Origin of the sequence: Campylobacter concisus, from assembly GCF_003048675.2 — a bacterium.
GTDB classification, from domain to species: domain Bacteria; phylum Campylobacterota; class Campylobacteria; order Campylobacterales; family Campylobacteraceae; genus Campylobacter_A; species Campylobacter_A concisus_F.
In genome coordinates, this window is the sequence record NZ_CP060707.1 from 921,572 (window position 1) to 944,641 (window position 23,070).

General features: G+C 39.1%; 21 protein-coding genes and 2 tRNA genes. 6 read left to right on the forward strand and 17 right to left on the reverse strand.

The genetic code is table 11. The features are described 5' to 3' along the window. Positions 1–9: 9 nt before the first annotated feature. The 6 genes from CVT00_RS04640 to CVT00_RS04665 form a co-directional block, all read right to left on the reverse strand. Entirely contained in the window at positions 10–465 is a 456-nt protein-coding gene (locus CVT00_RS04640; protein WP_002942766.1) for a YjiG family protein, read from the reverse strand. 3 nt (positions 466–468) lie between these two features. Further along, on the reverse strand, positions 469–1,101 hold the full coding sequence (locus tag CVT00_RS04645; RefSeq protein WP_103558114.1) for a nucleoside recognition domain-containing protein: 633 nt from the start codon (positions 1,099–1,101) through the stop codon (positions 469–471). Positions 1,102–1,358: 257 nt separating this feature from the next. After that, positions 1,359–3,476, reverse strand: coding sequence for an RNA degradosome polyphosphate kinase (locus CVT00_RS04650; protein ID WP_258033487.1), 2,118 nt, complete (start codon positions 3,474–3,476; stop codon positions 1,359–1,361). 163 nt (positions 3,477–3,639) lie between these two features. After that, positions 3,640–4,224, reverse strand: coding sequence for an NUDIX domain-containing protein (locus tag CVT00_RS04655; protein ID WP_103575055.1), 585 nt, complete (start codon positions 4,222–4,224; stop codon positions 3,640–3,642). Further along, positions 4,209–5,576 (reverse strand): magnesium transporter, encoded by a 1,368-nt coding sequence (gene mgtE / locus CVT00_RS04660; RefSeq protein ID WP_009293917.1) that lies wholly within the window; start codon positions 5,574–5,576, stop codon positions 4,209–4,211. The genes CVT00_RS04655 and mgtE overlap by 16 nt, the downstream gene beginning before the upstream one ends. 9 nt (positions 5,577–5,585) lie before the next feature. Continuing rightward, positions 5,586–6,755 carry a peptidoglycan DD-metalloendopeptidase family protein gene (locus CVT00_RS04665; protein WP_087581705.1) on the reverse strand — a complete coding sequence of 390 codons (1,170 nt, stop codon included), beginning with the start codon at positions 6,753–6,755 and terminating at the stop codon, positions 5,586–5,588. A gap of 114 nt (positions 6,756–6,869) precedes the next feature. Here CVT00_RS04665 and CVT00_RS04670 point away from each other — a divergent pair, with 114 nt between their 5' ends. Together CVT00_RS04670 and CVT00_RS04675 are read left to right on the forward strand one after the other, a co-directional pair. Beyond that, a complete protein-coding gene (locus CVT00_RS04670; RefSeq protein WP_002942758.1) occupies positions 6,870–7,592 on the forward strand; it encodes a plasminogen-binding N-terminal domain-containing protein in 723 nt (240 codons plus the stop codon). Between the two features lie 3 nt (positions 7,593–7,595). Then, entirely contained in the window at positions 7,596–8,417 is an 822-nt protein-coding gene (locus CVT00_RS04675) for a YihY family inner membrane protein (RefSeq protein ID WP_103558110.1), read from the forward strand. A 27-nt stretch (positions 8,418–8,444) separates the two neighbouring features. On the opposite strand, the gene CVT00_RS04680 is transcribed toward CVT00_RS04675, so the two are convergent. The 10 genes from CVT00_RS04680 to CVT00_RS04725 form a co-directional block, all read right to left on the reverse strand. Beyond that, a complete protein-coding gene (locus CVT00_RS04680; RefSeq protein WP_103558109.1) occupies positions 8,445–9,608 on the reverse strand; it encodes a hypothetical protein in 1,164 nt (387 codons plus the stop codon). Beyond that, entirely contained in the window at positions 9,589–10,311 is a 723-nt protein-coding gene (locus CVT00_RS04685; RefSeq protein ID WP_103558108.1) for a metallophosphoesterase, read from the reverse strand. Before CVT00_RS04685 ends, CVT00_RS04680 begins: the two co-directional genes overlap by 20 nt. Positions 10,312–10,436: 125 nt before the next feature. Beyond that, the gene (locus tag CVT00_RS04690; RefSeq protein WP_103558107.1) at positions 10,437–11,912 is read right to left on the reverse strand and encodes an aldehyde dehydrogenase family protein; all 1,476 of its coding nucleotides are present in this window, start codon (positions 11,910–11,912) and stop codon (positions 10,437–10,439) included. 134 nt (positions 11,913–12,046) lie between these two features. Continuing rightward, entirely contained in the window at positions 12,047–13,210 is a 1,164-nt protein-coding gene (locus tag CVT00_RS04695; RefSeq protein WP_107915247.1) for a sensor histidine kinase, read from the reverse strand. Continuing rightward, a complete protein-coding gene (locus tag CVT00_RS04700) occupies positions 13,203–13,865 on the reverse strand; it encodes a response regulator transcription factor (RefSeq protein ID WP_021089189.1) in 663 nt (220 codons plus the stop codon). The genes CVT00_RS04695 and CVT00_RS04700 overlap by 8 nt, the downstream gene beginning before the upstream one ends. Positions 13,866–13,874: 9 nt before the next feature. After that, entirely contained in the window at positions 13,875–14,147 is a 273-nt protein-coding gene (locus tag CVT00_RS04705; protein WP_103578618.1) for a pyruvate kinase, read from the reverse strand. 63 nt (positions 14,148–14,210) lie between these two features. Next, entirely contained in the window at positions 14,211–15,116 is a 906-nt protein-coding gene (locus tag CVT00_RS04710) for an AEC family transporter (protein WP_002942203.1), read from the reverse strand. 244 nt (positions 15,117–15,360) lie between these two features. After that, a tRNA-Leu gene (locus tag CVT00_RS04715) sits at positions 15,361–15,447 on the reverse strand. 71 nt (positions 15,448–15,518) lie between these two features. Next, positions 15,519–15,821 (reverse strand): HU family DNA-binding protein, encoded by a 303-nt coding sequence (locus tag CVT00_RS04720; protein WP_012001719.1) that lies wholly within the window; start codon positions 15,819–15,821, stop codon positions 15,519–15,521. A gap of 124 nt (positions 15,822–15,945) precedes the next feature. Continuing rightward, the gene (locus tag CVT00_RS04725) at positions 15,946–16,692 is read right to left on the reverse strand and encodes a YaaA family protein (RefSeq protein ID WP_103558104.1); all 747 of its coding nucleotides are present in this window, start codon (positions 16,690–16,692) and stop codon (positions 15,946–15,948) included. A 141-nt stretch (positions 16,693–16,833) separates the two neighbouring features. On the opposite strand from CVT00_RS04725, the gene flgL reads away from it, so the two are divergent. The 4 genes from flgL (at position 16,834) to CVT00_RS04745 (ending at position 22,961) form a co-directional block, all read left to right on the forward strand. After that, positions 16,834–19,149: a flagellar hook-associated protein FlgL gene (flgL, locus tag CVT00_RS04730; RefSeq protein ID WP_103558103.1), complete on the forward strand. Its 2,316-nt coding sequence runs from the start codon at positions 16,834–16,836 to the stop codon at positions 19,147–19,149. 131 nt (positions 19,150–19,280) lie between these two features. Further along, positions 19,281–21,398: an FtsK/SpoIIIE family DNA translocase gene (locus CVT00_RS04735; RefSeq protein ID WP_103558102.1), complete on the forward strand. Its 2,118-nt coding sequence runs from the start codon at positions 19,281–19,283 to the stop codon at positions 21,396–21,398. A gap of 36 nt (positions 21,399–21,434) precedes the next feature. Next, positions 21,435–22,430, forward strand: coding sequence for a hypothetical protein (locus CVT00_RS04740; protein ID WP_107915249.1), 996 nt, complete (start codon positions 21,435–21,437; stop codon positions 22,428–22,430). Positions 22,431–22,706: 276 nt separating this feature from the next. Further along, on the forward strand, positions 22,707–22,961 hold the full coding sequence (locus tag CVT00_RS04745) for a site-specific integrase (RefSeq protein ID WP_223232074.1): 255 nt from the start codon (positions 22,707–22,709) through the stop codon (positions 22,959–22,961). 28 nt (positions 22,962–22,989) lie between these two features. On the opposite strand, the gene CVT00_RS04750 is transcribed toward CVT00_RS04745, so the two are convergent. Beyond that, positions 22,990–23,064 (reverse strand) — tRNA-Met (locus CVT00_RS04750). Positions 23,065–23,070: the final 6 nt, after the last annotated feature.

The following is a 23,070-nucleotide window of genomic DNA, read 5'->3' on the forward strand; positions in this document are numbered from 1 at the left end:
TTTTGATCCTTATACGAGCAAGCTCATCACAAACATCGCTAAATAGGCATTTAGGATGCAAATTCCAAAAAGTACTAGATAGTGTCTGCCCGGTACTTCAAGCACGCCTAAAACTCGTCCCATGTACTGCACAGTCGAGCCAACTAGCGCCATGCCAGGAAGCAAGACGGCGATATCGTTTGCATTTAGCGTACCATCTCCTACAAGTGCGACTAACACGCCTGCTGAGCCGCCCCAGCTCAAAAACGCAGCCATGAAAACGGCTATGGACTCACCTGGAAGACCAAGTGGGAGCATGATAAATCCTAGAAATTTGCCTATCACGCTAAGCGCGCCAGATACTTTTAGGATGTGGATGATGACAAAGGCCATAAGTACGTTTGGGATAGTGTTTTTTACGGCGATGTCCCAGCCTTTTCTAGCGCCCTCTACAAATACGTCGGTTATTAGTTTATTTTCAGTCATCTCTTACTCCTCATCATCTTTGACAAATTTTTTGACATAAAGTCTCATCAAATTTGCTCCTAAAATTTTAAAGACAAAGACTATGCCAAGCACCATGGCTATGGTAGCAGGGGCTGTGTTGCCAGCTTTGTCAGTCACTAGTAAAACCGGAGCAAATGAAGATAAGAAATTTGTGATCATCGCACCAGCGCTAAACTGAAACGCTGCAAAGATGAGAAGCTCTTTGTGTGAGATGAGGCCATCTTGACGCAAAAATTTAGCCGTTGAGCTGCCTGCGTCGGTGCTTTGTGTGCTTGCTATCAAAGAGATAGAGCAACATCCTGGTATGCCAATAAGTGGCTTTAAAACAGGTGTTAGCAGTCTTGAAGCTGCGTAAAGTGCATGGTATTTCTCAAAAATAGCAACAAAGCCAAGTGCGAGCATAACGGCAGGGGCAAGACTAAGGGCAAATAAAAATCCACCTTTTGCGCTAGTGCCACTTCCTGTTTTAAACCATTCTGGAAATTGACCTGCTAGCTTGCTAAAATCAAAGATACCACCATAGGTGTTTTGTAAAAAACCTCCAAAGAAAACGATCGCAATTGCAAGAGTGATCGTACCGATGATGAGTTTTTTAGTATCACTACTCTCTTTCATAAAGCCTCCTTTGATTTGGAATTTGTTTAAATATTATAACGCCTATGCTTATGTAATATTTAAAATATAAAATTCGATAATTAATTATGAAATTTTATGAGTAATTTATATATAAAAATTATTATGCGATAAAAGTTAGCATTATAGAGACTTAGAATGTAAATTTAAAGTATATAAAAATTTAGAAATTTGGATTTAAGATTTAGGATTTATGGTAAAAATGGCTTTTAAACTTAAATTTAAAAGCCATTTATCTTTTAGCTCTCTTTTAAAAGCTTGCTTGCAAGCATATCTGCTTTTGCTTTGTCGGTGTCTTTTTTGACTGATTTATAAATTTTAGAGATATAGTTTTCTAAAACTTCGTGGCAAGAGATCACTTTTTCACCCTCGCGTCTAGCTACTTTTGTGTATTCGCCGTTATTTTGTAGCTCAAATGCTAGGTCGTTATCGCTTAGCTGAAGCTCTAAAATTTCAAGCAGTCTCTCTTGAAGCCTTGGCTCAAAGATAGGTGTCATAAGCTCCAAGCGGCGCTCTAAATTTCGTGGCATCCAGTCAGCGCTTGAGATGTAAATTTTTGGATTAGCGTGCTTGAAATATAAAATTCTAGCGTGCTCCAAGTATTTACCGATGATCGAGCGAACTCTGATGTTTTCGCTTTTGCCTTTTACGCCAGGCCTTAGTCCGCACACACCTCGGACGATTAAGTCGATCTTCACGCCTGCATTTGAGGCGCGGCTAAGCTCATTTATCACATCTTCGTCTATTAGCGCGTTCATCTTAGCGATGATCCTGCCCTCGCTGCCTTTGCTAGCCTCCACTCTTATCTTTTCGATGATGCGCTCTTTTATCTGAAAGGGCGACATGCTAAGGGCGTTTAGACGGCGGTTTTTGTTATATCCTGATAGGATGTGAAAAAACGAGGTCGTATCTTGGCTAAATTCCTCTTTACTGGTAAATAGGCTAACGTCGGTGTAAATTTTAGCCGAACTGCCGTTGTAGTTGCCGGTGCCAAAGTGCATGTAAAATTTGAGTTTATCGCCGATCTGGCGGATCACTTGGCTAACTTTTGCATGCACCTTAAAGCCCGTGATGCCATATATCACGTGTGCGCCAGCATCTTCAAGCGCCTTTGCCCAGTGCAAGTTGTTTTCTTCATCAAACCTTGCTTTTAGCTCGACCATTACGGTTACTTGCTTGCCGTCGCTTGCAGCGTCTATCAGGCTTTGGATGATCGGTGAGTTTTTATCGACCCTGTAAAGCGTCATGCGTATCGAGATCACCTTTGTATCTTTGCTCGCTTCTCTTATAAAGCTAACGACTGGATCAAAGCTCTCAAATGGATGAACTAACAGCACATCCTCTTTGTCTATGGCGTCAAAGATCGAGACGCCATTGCCAAATGGAGGCAGCGTCTTTGGGGCGTAGGGCGGGTTTGCTAAGTGGCTAAAGTTCTTGCTCCCAGCTATCTCCCAAAGGGAGCTAAGTGTGAGTGGGATGCTTGAAAAGTAGATATCTTTGTGAAAAATTTTCATGTGAAAATTTAAAAACTCTAAGATATCAGCGTCTGCGTCTTTATCTATCTGCATACGCACAAAAGCCCCTTTTCTACGAAGCTTTAGCCCTTGCTCAAGTATCATCATAAAGTCATCCGCTTCTTCTTCTTCGATGACGATATCAGCGTTTCTTGTTACTCTAAAGGCAGCCGAGCTAATAAGCTTATACCCTGGGAAAATTTCTTCTGCATGGCGGTGAACGATCGTTTCTATTGGCACGAAAACATTGCTACTTGGCTGGGTAAATCTTGGCAGAACTCTTGAAATTCTTATCATGCCGTATTTTAAAATTTCAGGATGCTCTATGTCAGCAAGCTTAACGGCAAGCGAGAAGCTAAGGTTGTTTAGGTGCGGAAATGGATGTGTCGCATCAACAGCGATAGGCACGATAACTGGCAGGATGTTTGAGAAAAAATACTCGTCGCATTTTTGCTTTAAGCTATCATCAAGCTCGTCATAGTTTTTGATAAAAAGACCCTCTTTGCTAAGCGCATCAACGGTGCTTTTGTAGTGGCTTTCAACTAAATTTTGCTCATCTTGAAGATATTTTCTGATCTCACGTAGTTGATCAAGTGGGCTCATGCCATCGCTGCTACTTGTCGTCACTCCAGCTGCAAAAAGCTGCTTTAGACCAGCTACTCTTATCATATAAAATTCATCAAGATTTGTCATATAAATGGCTATAAATTTTAGCTTTTCAAGTAAAGGTATATCCTTTTCACACTGAGCGAGCACCCTTGAGTTGAAGCGTAGCCAGCTTAATTCGCGGTTGATAAAAAGAGTTTCATTTTCGCTCATCATTTTCTCCTTATAATTTTTGATTATTTTATGATATGTGCGGTTATAAAGTTCTTATTTTGTTAAAAATTTAGTTACAATAGTGCAAATTTTAAACATAAAGGTTTCTTATGTCGGATTATATTATTTTAGTTGGCATTTTTATTGTGGCGGTTGTTGTCTTTGCGCTTATCAAAAAGGTCTCATTTTAGCCTTTAAATTTCTCCCACCACAAGTAGGCAAAGATGAGCCCAAAGCCCTTGACCTTGCTCTCATCAAAGGCAAATTTCATCATATCTTCTCGTTTTATAAAAACTAGCTCGATATCCTCGCCATCGACGCCACCACCCGCATTTACTTTCATACTCTCATCGATCTTTGCGTAAAACATTGTTTGCATGTTGCCACCAAAGCCAAAAGCGCCATACGTCATCGTGATATGCTCCATCTCTTTTAGCTCATATCCGACCTCTTCGACTGCCTCTTCTCTAGCTGTTTGCTCTTCGCTTAGCCCCTTATCCATAAGCCCTGCGCAAAGCTCATAGGTAAAGCCTTGCTCATTTGTTTTGATGCCTTCTTTTTCTTGCGAGTACCAAACAGCTGGGCGAAACTGCTTGACAAACAAAAATGCATCTTTTTGCTCGTGATATAAAAATATACTAACGCTATTCATCACTTTGACGCAGTCCCAGTCCCTTTGCAAGCCATTTTGTTTAAATTTCATCTTAAATGGCTTTAGGTATTTTGACTCACCAAGAGGTAAAATTTCTAAATTTGTTATAGTAGTATCCATTTTGCAAGTCCTAAAAAGCTAAAAAATCCTATCGCATCAGTAAATGTAGTAAGAATGACCGCCGAGCCAACGGCAGGATCGATGTTAAAGCGCCTTAGCGTCAAAGGTATGATCGTGCCAAAAAAACCAGCAAAGAATAAATTTGTAACCATACTAAGGCCAATAACCACGCCAAGCATGCCTTTATCAAACCAAACAGCGGCGATGACGCCCATGATAGCGCCAAAGATGAGGCCATTTACGAGTGAGATCGTCACCTCGCGCTTTAAAACGCTCTTTGCATCTTTAAATTCTATCTCGCCAAGTGCCAAACGACGAACCGTAACGGCAAGTGCTTGCGTGCCAGTGTTGCCACCCATTGAAGCAACTATTGGCATAAGCACGGCAAGTGCGACGTAAGCTGCGATCGTCTCGTCAAAAAGTCCGATGATAGATGAGCTAAAAAGTGCTGTTAGTAAATTTATGCCAAGCCAAACCGCACGGCCACGACCCGCTTTAAATAGCGTATCGTCCTCTTCTGACTCGTCATCAACGCCAGCTAGGTTATAAATTTGCTCTGTAGCGCTCTCTTGGATGTAGTCGTGGATATCATCATACGTGATACGACCTAGCAAAATTCCAGTGCTACTTGTAACTGCGATAACGTTTAGATCGTACTCTTGAAACATATCAGCGACATCTTGCATGAGATCCATATCGTTTGCCATGTGAGGCTTGTAGTGGTCGATCTGGGTTGATTCGATATTTTGTTTTAGCGTCTTTGTAAAGTCAAATAGGATGAGATCTTCAAGCGGGATGGCGTATTGCAAGACGCTATTTTTATCGATGATGAAAAGCTGTGAGACGTTTTCTAGTTTGCCTTCTTGCTTCTCTTGTCTTAGTCTTGCGACTGCGCTGCCAAGCTTCTCTTCAAGATGAGCTGAAAATAGCTCTGTTTGCATGTGCGCACCAGCTCTATCCTCATCATAGCTTCTAAGTCTTAAAATTTCGTTTTGATTTTCTTTATCTAGCTCGTTAAAAAGCTCTCTAGCCTTGTCCTCATCGATATCCTCGATGTATTGAAGTAGGTCTGTCGCATCGTCACTCTCTAGCTCTTCAAGCGCTTCTACGATCTTTTCAGCTGGGAGTGTGTCGATCACGTCTTTTAGCATGTGATCAGGAAGCTCGATCGCCACATCACCCAAAATTTCAGGATCTAGTTTTTCAAGATACTTGGCAAAAAGCTCTTCATCGTGCTTTTTAAGTGTTTTAAGATGCTGGGCTAGCTCGTAAGCAGAGAGCTCGCCGTCTTCTAAATTTTCATCTAAGTGCTGATCTATCAGCTCTTTTGCTTCTTCTAGTTCTTGGCTCAAGTTTTACCTTTAAAAGTCTATTACGTTAGGGAAAAATTCCACCTTGTGATACTCTTTGTCGTTGCTTAGAGCTTGTCTTATCAGCTCATCATTTCTATTTATGACTGCTTTAAATTTAGCCGACTCTTTCTTGTCTTCTATGTTTTTTACGACCTTGATGGCGCTTTCTGGATTGATCGGCTTGCCGCCTAGATAGAGGCCAAAGTGTAGGTGAGGGCCAGTGCTCATGCCGCTTGTGCCAACGTATGCTATCAGCGTGCCTTGTTTTACTTTAAGACCGCTTCTTATGCCCTTTGCAAAGCCATTTAGATGGGCATAAAGTGTCTCGTAGCCGCCAGCGTGAGAGATGATGACGGTTCTACCATAACCGCTCTTTTGTCCGACAAATTTGACCGTGCCATCGCCTGCAGCCTTGATCGGTGTGCCTTTTGGAGCACCGTAATCAACTCCAAGGTGAGCTCTATATCTTTGAAGGATCGGATGCCATCTTTTTAGGGTGAAATTTGATGTGATTCTTGCGTTTGCAAGAGGGCGAACGAGCAAAAATTTGTCATTTTTCTTGCCGTTTTTATCATAAAATTTATCTTCAAATTTATACATCACGTAGCGTTTGTTTTTAGTCTCTATCATCGCTGCATAAATTTCAGGTGTGCCAAAAGAGCGTCCCATGCGTAGTTTTTGGTTATAAACGATAGCTATCGTATCGCCTTTGTTTATCTTTTTAAAATCGATCCCGCTGCCGCTAAAAACCTCTTTAAAACCAAGCGCTAGCGTGCCAGAGCCAGTGTAGTCAAAGATATCTTCAGAGACTGATTTATCGACTTTTAGGGCTAAAACTTTATCTTCGCTTTGGTATAAGATCGGGATAAACTCAAGCTGAAATTTACCCTTGTCATCTCTATAAATATGTATCTGAAGCTCGTCACTAACGGGGATAAGAGCTTGTTTAACCTCGCCGTTATCGTCTTTGTAAATTTGATATTTTGTGCCAGCGATGATCTCTTCTGTTAGCTCTTGATCTTCGCTTGCTAGGTTGTAGTAAAGTGAAAGTGGGATTTTATTTGTCTCAAGGAAATTTAAAAAGCTGCTGCCGTTTGGCCAACTAAGCTCATCGACAGTTGGTTTTATGGCATATAAATTTATACATAATATTGCAAAAATCACAAAAATACGAGGCATCGATATCCTTTTAAAAAGCTGGAGGGGATTTTAACTAAAACTTGCTTTAATTTTGCAAAAGATAAAGCATTTTAGGCTATAATCGCTCTAAAAATTTAAACTTAGGAGATATTTTTGAAACGTATAATCGTGATTTTATCGCTGTTTTTTGGCTTTGCTTTTGGGGCTGATTTTTCTTTAAATGAGTATAGAACTCCTCTTATTAGCGTCGAGAGTGACGGCACAGCAACGATAGTTGATAGTCCTGAAATTTTGATCGGATCAAGCGGCGTTGTGCTCCATAAATTTGACACTGATAGCTCTATCATCGCAAGAGTGAGCGTTGTCTCAAAAAATGCCGGCTTTGCGAAGGTTAGATTTGAGGTGTTTGACCTACTTGAGCAAAAGGCTCTCCCACTCCCTGGCATCGCACCTGCAAGTGGCGATATAGTCGTGCTAAACTACCTTTATAACCGCTCGCTAATCGTCGTGCCAAATAAAGAAATTTATGAAGAGGTTTTGGGCGCATTTCCTAATATGATATTTATCCATCCAGACCTTGTTGGAGCATACTTAAGCTACGAATACAAGCCAAACCCAAGCAGAGATGACTTTAGAAAGATGTGCGCTCAAAGTGCAGCTGGTCTTATCTTTGTCGCGATGGATGGCAGAAGCGTTTTTGCTGATTGCCAAAGCTTTAAAGTGCTAAAAGAGTTTAAAACTGGCGAGGTTGAGTACTATCAACTACCATTTTATACAAGAGTTAGCGACATAGACACTGTATTTTGGAAGCTAAATAGCGAGCACATCAACAACTACGACGCTCACTACGAAAAACTTTTTGAAGAAGATAACTGATAAATGAGCCGTTTGTCCTTAAGCAAGAGCGATTTAAAGAGTGGTTTAAATTTGCTAGCTGCTCTTAAGGACAAAGAGCTCTTTCACTACGCAGCAAGCCTTAGTTTTCACACGATCTTATCGATCATACCGATACTTCTTATATCGTTTTCTATCTTTACAAAACTGCCTAGCTTTGAGGATTATTACGCCAAAATTCAAGACTTTGTCTTCTCAGCCCTTTTGCCAAGCAACCAAGAGATCATCTCAAACTACTTGCAAAATTTCCTCCAAAATAGCGGAAATTTAGGCATAGTTGGCTTTGTGGCGATGATATTTACTTCAGCTATGTTTTTTAGCGATTATGAATACGTAGTCTTAAAAGTGACAAGAGCTAGCAAGGCTAGGGGCTTTTGGTCGGCACTTAGCTCGTACTGGACGCTCATCACGCTTGCGCCGCTCGGACTTGCTGGCAGTTTTTACCTCTCAAGCCTTGTGCAAGAGATGTTAAATTCAAACGTGATAACAAGCTCGATAAATTTCTTAAGCATCGTGCCATATCTCATCATTTGGGTGATATTTTGCGTCACATATCTCATCTCTGTAAATGACGAGATAAAATTTAAAAGCGCATTTTTTAGCTCGTTTGCTGCCTCGCTCGTTTGGTATCTTGGCAAGTCAGCCTTTGTCTATTACGTCCTTTACAACAAGACCTATTTAAGCGTCTATGGCTCATTTTCAGCCGTACTTTTCTTCTTTGTCTGGATCTACATCTCGTGGATCATCTTTTTATATGGGCTTAAATTTTGCGCCTATCTCTCAAACAGCTCTAAATTTAAAGGATAAATTTATTGCCAGCTGGCAATAAATTTATTACTTATCTCCAAATAGACCAAAAAGGAATCCAAAAAAAGTCCAAGGCTTAAATTCGCATAATTCTATATTTATTTCAATATCTTTTCTAATTTTATCTACAGCTTTTGCAAGCTCATTTTTATCATAGCAACAAAGATCTATATAGGTATATGTTTTGCCCTCTGCAGTGCCTATAACTACACAAAAGTTGCTCTCTTGTAGCTCTTTTTCTATCTTGTCTCTGTAATCAATACTATGCTTTATATCTCCATTGTAAGGTAGTGCTAAAAAGCAAAAATTTATACCATATTCTAAGCCATCCTCATAGGTGTATTTTTGCTTATTGATATATTCACAACAAAGATCATATAAAAGTGTGCGTCCTTCATAGATATCTTTTCTTAACGCGTTGGCAGAAGGTTCTTGTTTGTAGGATTCAAATTTATTAAAAGTGTCACTTAATATCTCTTTGCCAAATTTTTCAACTATTATAGCGCCAAGCTCATTGAGCGCAATAGCATTTTCTTTTGGTATTTCATCAAAGATATCATCTTCTACTTCTTCGTCTTCATCGTCATTTTTTATTTCTTCATAATCTTCATCATCGTCTTTCATATCTTCTTCTGACGGCTCGTAGTATATACTAACACTTTCTACTACATTTATCATTATCATCTCGCCAAGGACTTTTTCGCAAATGGCATAAGATAAAAGCTCTGCTTCATAATCGTCTTCTTCTTCTGCAAATCTGTTAATGGCATTGTTGTAAATGTAAATGGATACACTTTTATCGTTAAATTTTGTATATGATATGAAATCTTTCGCGTTGATCCTAGTGCGGTTTACCACTATAGAGGCATTGCTATCAGGTACATTACCGATCGTTAAAGTAAGCTTAGATTCAAGTTCTTTTGGCATGCGCGATTTCATAAATCTAAGCCATAAAAGCTTCTCTTTGATGGATTCTGTTCTAAGCATAAGATCGACCTTATCACCAATAAGAGATATCTTAAATTTTTGATCAATTAGACATAGTTTTAGATACTGCTCCATTATTTTGTTTGCAGTCATAAAATTTTTATTTCTTAAATGCTTTTCAACAGTGCCTAAATTTTTGCCAAATTCATTCCAAAAATTATCAACCCTGCTTAAAAAAGTAAGATTATCCTGAGAAGACGACATTTTTATCCTTTTTGTTAAAATTTTCAATATTTTTTTGTGTATAAATTTTCATCGATGGAAACTCTAACGCACTTAGTTTATCAAAACCAACTTCATTAAAAACACAGCCTGTGTCGATATCTGCGCTATTTTTATAAAATTTTACCTCTCTTACTGGCGTGTGCCCATAGACGTTAAATATGCCACTAACTTGTATCTCATCGCCTCTGCCTGAGAGCAGGTGCCTTTTAAACTCTTCGCTAGCATATTTATCGTTTCTTAGCTCCCACATATTGCCAACGGCTGAGTGAGAGACTACCAGATGCTCGCCATTTTGGGTTTTATAATCTTTAAATTCCAGATAAACTGGCCTGCTTTCTAAAAAATCCACATGCCTTTGCTTAAACTCCGTGCTTTGTCCAAGATATGATCTATATGTCGCCTCGCCACCATTTCCAAAGAACCAGCTCCTGTCAAATGGCACTTTGTTGTTTAAAAACTCAAATTTATTGCTAAGTAGCCTTCGCTCGTGATTTCCCATGACCATTTTATAGTTATTTTGCATGATAAGTTCGACCACGTCGCAGCTAAAAAGCCCACGATCTATCACGTCGCCAACAAAGCAAATTTGAGATTTTTCTTTGTTTGGAAACTGCTTGATAAGCTCTAAAAGTGTGTTAAAACAGCCGTGAACGTCGCCGATAATGTAAATTTGCTCGCTCAAATTTTCTCCTTTGCGCCAAATTTTAGTCTATTAAGCTTAAAAATAAAGATTGTTAATTGCTGATAAATTTAAAAAGAAATTTTATTTATGAAATTTAAAGCAGTAGGGGGGTAAACCCCCTAAAATCATTGTGCGTAAAAGCCGCTAACCTTGCCGGTGAGGTCTATCATGATATTTTTCATCTGAGTGTAGTGCTCAAGGATGATCTTGTGCGTTTCACGGCCGATACCTGAGTTTTTATATCCGCCAAATGGGCTTCCTGCTGGGATTTGGTTGTAAGTGTTGATCCAAACCCTGCCAGTCTCCATAGACCTTGCAACGCGAAGTGCTTTTGTGATGTCTTGTGTGAAAATTCCGCCACCAAGGCCGTATTCGCTATCATTTACCATTTTGATAAGCTCGGCTTCATCTTTAAATTTGATGACTACGCCAACTGGTCCAAAAATTTCTTCCTGAGCCACTCTCATATCGTTTGTTACATCAACTAGCAGCGTTGGCTCGACAAATGCGCCCTTGTCGCAACCATTTGCGGTGTAGGCCTTGCCGCCGACTGCCACTTTTGCGCCTTCTTTTTTACCTATCTCTATGTAGTTTAAAATTTGCTCAGCTTGTTTTTTATTGATCTGAGAGCCCATTTGAGTGTTAGGATCAAGTGGATCGCCAACTTTTATAGTGCTAAATTTCTTAACCGCAGCCTCTATAAATTTCTCATAAAAGCTCTCTTCTACGAAAATTCTCGATCCCGCGCAGCAAACTTGACCTTGGTTAAACAAAATTCCAAGCTGAAGGCCGTCAAGCGCCTTGTCTAAATTTGCGTCGCTAAAGAAGATATTTGCGCTCTTGCCGCCAAGCTCAAGTGTAGCTGGGATGATACGGCGAGCCGCAGCTATGGCGATATCGCGGCCGATCTCGGTTGAGCCAGTAAATGCTAGCTTGTCAAGGCCTGGGTGGTTTTTGATCCACTCGCCACTCTTGCTACCTCTGCCAGTTACTATATTTATTAAGCCTTTTGGCAAAATTTTATCTATCAGCCTAAATAGCTCAAGCACACTTAGGCTTGTCTCGCTTGAAGGCTTAAATACGCTCGCATCGCCTGCTGCGATCACTGGAGCTAGCTTCCAAGCTGCCATTAAAAATGGAAAATTCCAAGGCACGATCTGACCCACAACGCCTATTGGCTCGCGTAAAACGATAGAGAGTTGCTTCTCGTCAAGCACGTTTGCGCTGCCTTCTTCGCCCATGATAACGCCAGCAAAGTACCTAAAATGCTCGGCTGCAAAAGGGATATCGACATTTAGCGTCTCACGGATTGGTTTGCCGTTGTCCATGCTTTCAACTTTTGCGAGGTGCTCTTTGTGCTCGTCGATGATATCAGCGATCTTGTTTAAAAGCTTTGCGCGCTCGCTAATTGTGGTGTGTTTAAATTTCTTAAAAGCCTCGCGTGCAGCACGAACTGCGTCATTTACATCTTCTTCAGTAGCGTCAGCGATCTTTGCAAGGTGCTCGCCGTTTGCTGGATTTTTGGCATCAAGTGTAGCGCCGTCTTTTGCGTCACGCCACTCACCATTTATGAAAAGCCCGTATTTTTCAAGTAGTTTCATACTTTTCTCCTTGATTAAGATTTTGTAAAAGGATTATAATATTAATAAAATTTATCAAAAATAAATTTTGGACATAAATTCTCTTTTTTAATAAATTTTATTGTTTAGAATAGGGTGGTGTTTTAAATTTAACTCTACCAAGAGAGCGAAAATGTAGTCTCGCCATCAAGCTCGCTTTGGCATTTTACGGTGATGCCATTTTTCTTGCAACACTCTTTTACTAAATTTAGCCCTATGCCAAAGCCGCCTTGATCGTCGTTAAATCTCGTGTAGCGATCAAAAATTTGCAGTTGCTGTTCTTTGCTGATACCGTGTCCAAGGTTGCTTATGCTAAAGAAATTTGGCTCTAAAATGATGCGCACTTCTGAATTTTGCGCTGCGTATTTTGCGGCATTGCTAAGGAGATTATCTAAAATTTTGCTCATATCCTCAAGGTCTGCGTTTATAAGGCTTGACTTTAGTTTGGCCTCTATCTTAAGCCCGCGTTTAGCAAAAAATGGCGAGAAGTAGTTTAGCCTTTGCGTGGTTAGTAAATTTAGGTCTATTGGCTCTTTTTTGCTGGGCTTATCTAGGTTAAAGCTTAGATGAACTAGCGCGTCATAGATGCTACCTAGGCTTTTTGCAGCAAGGCTGATGTTATTAAAACGCTTTAAATTTCGCTCATTTAGGTTGTTACGATCGGCTGTTTCTATGCTCATCGAGATGACGCTTAGGGGTGTATTTATCTCGTGCGTTGAGTCTTTTATGAAGCGGTTTAGCGTCTCTATCTTTTTATAAAGCGGTTTTAGGCTTAGTTTTGCTAGGTAAAAGGCGATGAAGAGCAGGGCGAAAAGGAAAAAGAGCGCCTTTAGTGTGGTTGAAATTTGTAAAGATAAAATTTCAACCTTAATATTTTTGCCAACTAGAAAAATATCTGCACGTGCGAGCTCGTCCGTGGCGTTATCCTCCATGTACTGGATCTTTTCAAATATCGAGACCTTGCCGTCTATCAAATTTACATTTTTGCTTTTGTCGATCTTTTGGCAGTCAAAGTCTTTGTAAATTTTCTCGTCATTTTTTAGCACGATACAAGCATGTACACCTTTTTCTTTTGTTAGACTTGAGATTGAGTCAAGTCCACTCATTCTAGCTTTCATGTAAATGCCCATTTTTATCTCTTTTAGAGACTTGACCTCGTTTAAGATGAGCGCATTTTTTTTATTTTTGTAGTCGTTTATGAAAAAATAGCCCAAAAAAAGCACAGAGCTAACAAGATAGAGGGATAAAATTTTAAATAAAATTTGCGTCTTTTCAGACATAGATGTAGCCGTCCCCGCGCCTGTTTAAAATGGCATCTTTGCCTAAAATCTGGCGTAAATTTTTGATATAGACACGAAGGCTAAGCTCGCTTGGCTCCTCGTCAAATTTCCAAATTTTATTAAAAATTTCATCTTTGGTTAAAATTTTGCCCTTGTTTTGCAAAAATAGGGCGAGCAGGTCGCTCTCTTTGCTCGAGATATTTACATTTTCGCCGTTTTTACTTAGAGTTTTGCTCTGTGGGTGAAAGCAAAGATCATCTAAAATTTTGATATCTTCGCCGTTTTGGTGTGAGAAATTTCTTTTTATGAGAGCTTGCATGCGGATAAGTAGCTCTTTTAGCTCAAATGGCTTTTTTAGATAGTCATCGCAGCCGCTTTTGTAGCCTTTTTCAAGGTCGTCTATGGTGTTTAGCGAGGTGGTAAATATGCTAGGTGTTGTGACGCCAAGCTCACGTAGCGATGAAAGTAGGGAGAAGCCGTCGCCTTGCGGGAGTTTGACGTCTAGTATAAGTAGGTCAAAATTTCGCTCGTATGCAAGATCTAGTGCGTCTTTGGCATTGTTTGTAGTGGTGACATCGTAACCATTTTCGCCCAGATACTCGCTTATTAGATCAAGTAATGTTTCATCATCTTCAACGAGCAAAATTCTGACCATCAAGTGCCTTTACATGCCTTTTTTCATTTCGTCTTTCATGCCCATGTCGTCTTTTTTCATACCCATGTCGTCTTTTTTCATTTCGTCTTTCATGCCCATGTCTTCTTTTTTAGCTTCGTGTTTTTTGACAGGATGTTTTTTAGACATATCATCTTTCATCATCTGCTCTTTCTTCATCATCTCATCTTTGCCCATCTTGTCCTTTTGCATCATTTCAGTAGCATTTGCAAGACCGCCAAACATAAACATAGCACCAAGTGCAACTAAGATTAACTTTTTCATAAAGTCTCCTTTAAATTAAATTATGTTGCAATTGTAGTCACTTAGTGTGAAATAAGTGTGAATTTACGCAAATACAAAATAGATAACTGGAAGCGTGATAAATGAAAAAAGCACGCCAATAGCAACTGATGAGATGGCTAGTGAGCTATCAAGTCCAGCTTTTATGACCATCGCACTTGCAAGAGCTGATGTTGGCATCGCACATTGAAAGAGACCAACGACCCAAGTTTTGCTCATCTGGATACCTGAGACTTTTAATATGATGAAAAATACGATAGCTGGCAAGATCATCTTGCACAAAAGCACGACACTAACGCCTTTATATGAGCTTGTGATGCTACTAAAGTTAAGACCAACGCCGATCGCAAAAAGTGCCACTGGAGTGACGCTGCCTTCAAACATCCTAAGTGGCGCAAAGATGAAATCTGGAAGCGGGACTTCTTTTAAGACAAGCCCCATAATGAGCGCTATAAATGGTGGAAATTTTAAAATTTTCATTGTATTTTGAAATAGCGAAACCTTCTCTGGTGCGGCAAAAGATAGGATGAGTGGTCCAAGGATAGAAAGCGGGATACCAGTGGCTATTTGGTCGTAAAAGATGACCTCATTTACCATCGCATCGCCAAAGAAGCCCTGAATGACAGGCATACCGACGAATAGTGTGTTACCAAAAAGGCTTAGCATGACCATACTGACGGTTGTTATTTTGGTAAATTTAAAAATCTTACCTATGACAAATGCCAAAGCAGCGCTAATGGCGGTTGAGGCAAAGCCGATAAGGATCGTGTTTATAAGCGAGGCATCGACATTTACGTGGTAAATTTTATCAAAGATTAGCGCAGGCATTGCAAAACAAAGGACAAAATCCACAAATGGGATCGAGTGCTTTTGCTCAACAATGCCGACTTTTTTAGCAAAAAAACCAGTTGCGATTATGAAAAATATTGCAAAAAGTGGTGTGAAATTCATAGCAGTCTCTTTTAAGTTTGGAATTTACAAAGAATTGATTATATGCCCCAAAAGATTAAATTACAATAAACTTTTTCAAAAATTTATTGTCTAGTTTGTGTTTAAAAGAGCTTTTTACACAAATTTATCTTTTTACTTTTTATTTTGAAATAACTTGCACTATAAAATTTATATTTGTATCTATCTGTAAATTTGTTAGTGTTTTTTGATCTTAAAATTTGATACAGTTGAAAGAGAAATTTAATGGTGCCCGAGGTCGGACTCGAACCGACACAAGGTTGCCCTTATCAGATTTTGAGTCTGACGCGTCTACCAGTTTCACCACTCGGGCTAAGTTAAGATTGAAATTTTAAAATTGTGAGAAGAAAGAAAAAGGGGAGGCTTGCTCCCCGAAAAAGAAAATTATTTCTTTTTACCTTTTTTAGCAGCACCAGCAGCAACTGCTTCTTTAAGTTTTTTGCCAACTTTGAATTTGACTGCTTTGCTAGCAGGAACGTCGATTACTTTCTTAGTTCCAGGGACTCTAGCTTTCCTTGCAGCTCTGTCAGCAGTACCGAAAGTACCAAAGCCTATAAAGCTAATTGTATCGCCTTTTTCAAGAACCGCTTGGATTGTCTCCAAAGTAGCATCAACAACTTTTAGAGTATCTTTTTTTGAAAGACCAGCCTTGTCGGCAACAGCTTGAATAAATTCAGCTTTTTTCATGAACCATCCTTTTAAGAAGTTATGCGGCAATTCTACACTCTTTTAAAAAAAAATACAATACTTTTTCCCTAAATTTAGCTCTTTTTTTGCATTTTTTTAGTAAAAAAGACCAAATTTTGAACTCTCACTCACAAATTTCAAACGTAAACTCGTTTTTTAGCCCTATCTTTTTCATATCCACAAGTTTTAAATTTTCAAAATTTAGAGCCATTAGTTCATCTTTGTTTGTCACTTTAGCATTTGCGATCTGGCGCAAAACCTCACCTCTATAAGCTTTTGCATGGTGGCTTAGTATCTTTTTGTTTTTCAAGAAACAAAATGTCGTAAATTCTTTTTTTATCACATAAAATTTCTCATAAAATTTAGCCCTAAGATCTAAAATTTCATCATTTTCTAAAAACTGATTGACCGCTTTGCTAAAATTTTGCTCATAAAATTTTGAAATATCAAAGCCAGCTAGCTTTTCGCCTTGTTTTAGTTTGTACTCAACTATCTCATCTTTTGCTAAAATAGGCCCAAATAAATTTGAAAATATTAAAACATTATTATCTATATATTTTTGAGCATCATCGCTTAGTCCGCGGTAGTTTAGGTGCTTGTAGGCAACGCCGTCATATCTTAAGATAGCTTTTATGCTGCCTTTTTGAAAAAGGCTTTCTCGTAGCTGCTCGCTATCCTCAAGCTCTTTTAGTCCAAAAAGCTTTTTTATCTCGTCTAAATTTGCGCTTTTTAAAAACTCATCATATTTATTTAAAATTTCAGCCCTTTTGCTAAAAAGCTCTGGAAATATCAAATTTTTTCCATCAAATTTATCGCCTGTGTTTAGAGAAATTTTGCTTTCGCTTGGTGAGAAGAGGATTTTTAACGCCATTTTCTTTCCTATTTTATATATGTAAATTTTGGTAGATTATACAATAAAACTTTTTTGCACTAAAAAAAATCAAATTTTCACCGATATATCACAAAGCGGAATTATTCTTGCTTAGAGTGAATAAAAATTTAGGGAAAAATTATGAGAATTACAAATCAACTACGTTTTAGTCAGACTTTGCACGACTATCAAAAAAATATGGTTGGCGTAAATAAAAGCTACCAGCAGCTCTCAAACGGACTTAAAATCCAAGATCCATACGACGGTGCTGCGGTTTATAACGATGCGATGAGGCTTGATTATGAAGCGACCACTCTCACTCAAGTGGCTGATGCTACCGGTAAGTCAGTAAATTTTGCAAAAAACACGGACAATGCGCTGCAAGAATTTGAAAAACAGCTTGAAAATTTTAAAACAAAAGTCGTTCAAGCAGCTAGTGATGTGCATAGCACAACATCTCTTGAAGCTTTGGCAAACGACCTTCAGGGCATCAAAAACCACCTTGTAAATATCGCAAATACCTCTATAAATGGGCAGTTTTTATTCTCAGGTAGTGCTGTGGATACTAAGCCGATCGATGGCTCAGGTAAATATCAAGGCAACCGCGACTATATGAAAACTTCAGCCGGCGCGCAGGTAGAGCTGCCTTACAATATCCCAGGATTTGATCTATTTCTAGGAAAAGATGGCGACTACAACAAAATTTTAACAACAAACGTGATGCTAGCTGATCAAACTAGAACCGACATCGCTTATGCGCCAAAATATCTTGATGAAAATAGCAAGATAAAAAATATGATCGGTCTAAACTACGCAAGTGACTCAGTCGTGGGCAGTGATGGCTCTTACAAAGGCACTATCGAGCCAGATTTTGACTTTTTGGATACTTCAAATGTAAATTTCCCTGACACATACTTTTTCATGCAGGGCAAAAAGCCAGACGGCACGACATTTACGAGTAAATTTAAGATGAGTGCTGATACGTCAATGGCTGGTTTGATGGAGAAGATCGGTATGGAATTTGGCAACACAAAGACGACAAAAGTTGTCGATGTGAGCATAAATAACGACGGACAATTTAACATAAAAGACCTTACTAAAGGCAATCAAACGATAGACTTTCACATGGTTGCAGCTACTTCTGTGGCAGCAAATCGTGATGCGATAGCTCCAAATAATACACTTGATACGATAAATTCGCTACAAACGCTTGAAAATATGGCAAATGCTGTGCCAAAAACGGTTCATATAACTGAATTTACAAAGAGCAAATACCTTGATAAAGATGGAAATTTAACAAACGCATTTGACTATGACAAAGTTAGATTTGAGCGAAAAGACAATGAGCTAATAGCAAATTTACCTCAAGTAGCTAGAAGAACGGGCGAGTTTGCAACTGATCAGACAAAGCTAAGCGAGGTTTCTGGCACAAAAGAGAGCTACAATAGAAATTTATACCCAAAAGATGTCGATGCAAGAAAGAGAGAACTTTACAATATAGATAATCAAGAGATAGGTCTTCAAGTAAAATCAATCACTGGCACAATGTATGACATCAAAGTAAAAATGGGCGAAGCAGGTGGCGTAAATACCCCAGTGCAGTTTCAAATAACATCAACAACAGCTGCTGGCGTGGTATCTCCAACTAGAAATTTGACCGTCTATAACTCAGATGAATTTGGCAGCTACAGAACCTATGCAAGCGACTTTACATATCGTCAGCTAATGGATATCGTAGCGATGGCTGCAAGCGATAATATCCCTGATCCTCAAAACGTAGAAAATGCAAATTTTGATACAGATATCGAAAAGGTAAGAAGAGATCAAAACTACAACGCCTATAAAGACGCTTTGTCAAAGACTAAAGGCGCAGTAGAGGTAAATTTAGATGATAAAGGCAGGATGGTACTAACTGACAAGACAAAATCTGTCACAAATATAGAGCTAACTATGTATGATGCGAAAAATGGTGATATATTTGACGGAGATAGCACCGGCATGAACACAGCTGGCGCTGCAAGCCACCCTCAAGGCAAGGGCTCAGTATTTAGCTTTAACGAAAATAATGCTTTAACGATAGATGAGCCAAGCACAAGCGTCTTTCAAGACCTTGATGATATGATATTTGCCGTTAGAAATGGCTACTATAGAGCAGACGCTAACAATCACGACCCACGAAATACAGGCATGCAAGGCGCTTTAAAAAGGCTTGATCACTTGATAGATCACGCAAATAAAGAGCTTACAAAGATAGGCTCTCAAACAAAGCTTCTAACGGCGACAAATCAGCGTGCAGAGGTCATGAAAGTAAATGTGCTAACTGTAAAAAATGACGTCATAGACGCAGACTATGCAGAGTCATATCTTAAATTTACACAGCTTTCACTCTCATATCAAGCTACTCTTCAAGCAAGTGCTAAGATAAATCAACTAAGCTTGCTAAACTACCTAAACTAAAATGATAAATCAGCAGGCCTAGCTTGCTGATTTTTTAAAAATTAAACTCAAGCGTGCTATAATAAGCCTTTTTAACAAAAGGATCTAAAATTTTAAGACATATATTATTTACTATTTTTGTTTGTTTTTTTATATATTTTGGTATCGCTACGGCTGCTCCGACTGCTGATTTTGTAGGCTCACTTGGACAAAGCCTTGGCGTTTTTAATATTAAATATTTTGGACTTATAGCCTATGTTTATCCATTTTTACTTATCGTTTTAGGCTATTTTGTATATAAAAATTTTAAGAAATTTGACTTTGATTTTGCCCAGTTTGTAGTTGGGATTTTTCTATTTTTTATCGCATTTTTGATGTTTCAAGCGCTAAGTACTTCTGGGGCAAATAGCGGCGTGATAGGTGGCTTTATAGTCTCAGCGCTAAAAGAAGTCATCGGCGCTATCGGCACTGCGGTTGCTATACTTATGATATTTATTATCTCACTTGGACTTGCTTTTAGAGAAAATTTTATCATCGTTTTAAGAAAGGCTTTTGTAGATAAAGAGCCAAATGGCTATGAAGAAAAAAGCAGAAGCGTAAAAGAGGTAAGGGCAAGGCAGATACCAAAGATAGAGCGCAAAAAGCCAAAAGCTGACGAGATAAAAGAAGAAGAGCTTATAGACGCTCAGGTGCTAAATGATGATGAGTCAAATTTAGATAGTGAGCCAGAATCTGAGCCAGAGCCAGAGATGGAGCTGGCACAAGAGAGCAGACCTGTAACCATAGGCGGGGTTGAAATTTTAAATGAAGTGGCTGAAAACAAAAAGCTTCTTGATCAGATAGAGCGCGGCAAGGTTGAAAAGCCAAAAGACTTTGTCTTGCCGCCGCTTAAATTTCTAAACGATCCACCAAAGCGTTCGCATAATATAAATGAGGCGGAGATTGATCAGCAAATTTCAAATTTACTCGATAAACTACGTAAATTTAAGATAGATGGCGACGTGGTGCGAACTTATACTGGCCCTATCGTTACGACATTTGAGTTTCGTCCAGCGCCGCACATCAAGGTGAGTAAAATTCTCACTTTACAAGATGACCTAGCGATGGCGCTAAAGGCCCAAACTATCCGTATCCAAGCGCCGATCCCTGGCAAGGATGTCGTTGGCATAGAGGTGCCAAATCAAAATTTAGAGACGATCTATCTAAAAGAAATTTTAGAAAGCGAAGTCTTTAAAAACGCGAGCAGTCCGCTAACCATGGCTCTTGGCAAGGATATCGTGGGCGCTCCTTTTGTGACTGACCTTAAAAAGCTCCCACATTTGCTAATCGCAGGTACAACAGGATCAGGCAAGAGCGTGGGTATAAACGCGATGCTTTTAAGCTTGCTTTATAGAAATAGCCCACAAACTTTGCGCCTAATGATGATCGATCCAAAGATGCTTGAGTTTAGCATATATAACGACATCCCACACCTTTTGACGCCGGTCATCACAGAGGCTAAAAAGGCGATCACGGCGCTTTCAAACATGGTCGCTGAGATGGAGCGAAGATATAAGATAATGAGCCAAACTCGCACAAAAAATATAGAGAGCTACAACGAAAAGATGAAGAGTGAGGGTGGCGAGCAGTTCCCATATATTGTCGTGATCATCGATGAGCTAGCCGATCTTATGATGACTAGCGGCAAGGACGTGGAGCTTTATATAGGCCGTCTAGCGCAGATGGCAAGGGCTAGTGGCATACACTTGATAGTGGCGACCCAGCGCCCAAGTGTCGACGTCGTGACTGGCCTTATAAAGGCAAATTTACCAAGCAGGATAAGCTATAGAGTAGGGCAGAGGATCGATAGTAAGGTCATCCTTGATCAAATGGGAGCTGAGAGCTTGCTAGGGCGAGGAGATATGCTATTTACGCCTCCTGGAAGCCCTGGTGTGATCAGGCTGCATGCGCCATTTGCGAGTGAAAAAGAGATAGAAACAATCGTAAATTTCTTAAAAGAGCAACAAGATGTGATTTACGATGAGAAATTTCTAGCAGAAGAGGGCTCTAGCGCAGGCTCAGCTGCTGGTGTGCTAGGTGAAGATGAGCTTGATGAGCTATACGAAGAGGCAAAAGAGATCATCTTAAGTGAGCAAAAAACATCGATCAGCTACCTACAAAGACGCTTAAAAATAGGCTATAACAAAGCTGCAAATATAATCGAGCAGATGGAAAAAATGGGCGTTTTAAGCCCTGTCAATGCAAAAGGGCAGAGGGAAATTTTGGTCTGAATTTATATAACAATGTATAAAGATAAAAGAATAAAAATGTTTAAATTTGGAGTTCTCGTTTGTATTCTTTTTACACTAAATTTCTGCTTTGCTAAAGATCTTAATACGAGCAATATAGAGAAAAACTCAACATCTATACTAAAAACTCTAAAGCAGATGAGCATACCTTTTTCTGGTGATGAGTATGAGATAGAGAATTTATCCAAGCTAGATGATAAGATGCTAGCGGCTGTAAAAGCATCATTGCCAAAACAAACTGCATTATATGATGCCATCAAGGGTGATCTAAATAAAGATGGCATAGAGGATGTAGCTGTGATAACTCAAGAAACATTTAAGGAAAAATTTATGCCGTTTAGTGATGGTTGCGATGAGAGCACCAAAGACGACAAATGGTGTCAAATAGTAAATAAAAATCGTCGTGGTATCGTGATCTTGCTCTCAAACGGCGACAAATATGAGGCTTTAGTAACTAAGAGAGATATATTTGAGAGTCCAAATGAAGATGGCGGAGCTTATTTTCCACCAGAGCTTGTAGTAGAGATAAAAAATAGCGAACTAAAATTTTTCTATAGTTATGGCAAGTACGGATACTGGGAATATGTTTTTGCATTAAATGGAAAAGATTTCAAGCTTGTAAGGTATTTTAGTAGTGTTAATAACGGTCCTGTGCCAGAGTATATAGTGCTAATGGACTTTGTAAATCATAGGCTAGATAAAAGTGTAAATTTGCTATACCATGGAAATAAAGAGTATAAGAGATACGAAGAGTGTATAGAAAAGTATAAATCTTTAAATGATGCGCAAGAAGAGAATGATTACGATGGATCGTTTATTAGAAAAACTTACGAGCTAAAAACACAAGAAATTCTACTCTCAGAAGTTAAAAAGGTTGATTATATAGATGGTCGTTGGCTGGATAATTTGCAAAATTCAAAGCAGTTAGGAAAAATTTTGAAGATTGATTTTTGGAGTGAATATCCGGGCGATAACGAAGATAAACTTGTTAGATGTGTCGCGGATAAGATATAAAAGCCTTGTGCTGATTTAAATTTTTCTACTAAATTTAATTGTTTGCAAATTAAAACTATCGTAAAAAATTTAAAAATAAATTTTAGAAATAGCTAAAAACATAATCAAAAATATTTAAACTCTTTATGAAACAAATTCGCATAATGTGCTAGTTGATACCTAAAAGAGCTATATTATAACTACAAAAAAGCAATGCTCTTGACGTTAACGAAATAAATTTGACACTTTAATTAATCTTATAATAACTGCAAAGACCTACCACTTGATAAGTGTCCTATAACCCACCTAAATCACGATACAGCAAATCGTATGTGGTGGGCTGTGAGAAACCATCTTGGATATTTAGGGACTAGCAACACTCACGGACTTTACGTATTACGCCATACAGTGGCTTCTAGGTTAGTGAGTTTGAAGGGATTTAACGCACATAAACTGATGGCTTTTATGGGTCACACAGATATTAAAAGTAGCCTACATTACGTGCATCTAAATGTTGATGATATACGTGATGGTGTGGGAGTTGGTGTTTAGTTAAAAGGTGGTAAAAGTCCTTGGTATTTGGTTGCGGAGGACGGATTTGAACCGCCGACCTTCGGGTTATGAGCCCGACGAGCTACCACTGCTCTACTCCGCGATAAGA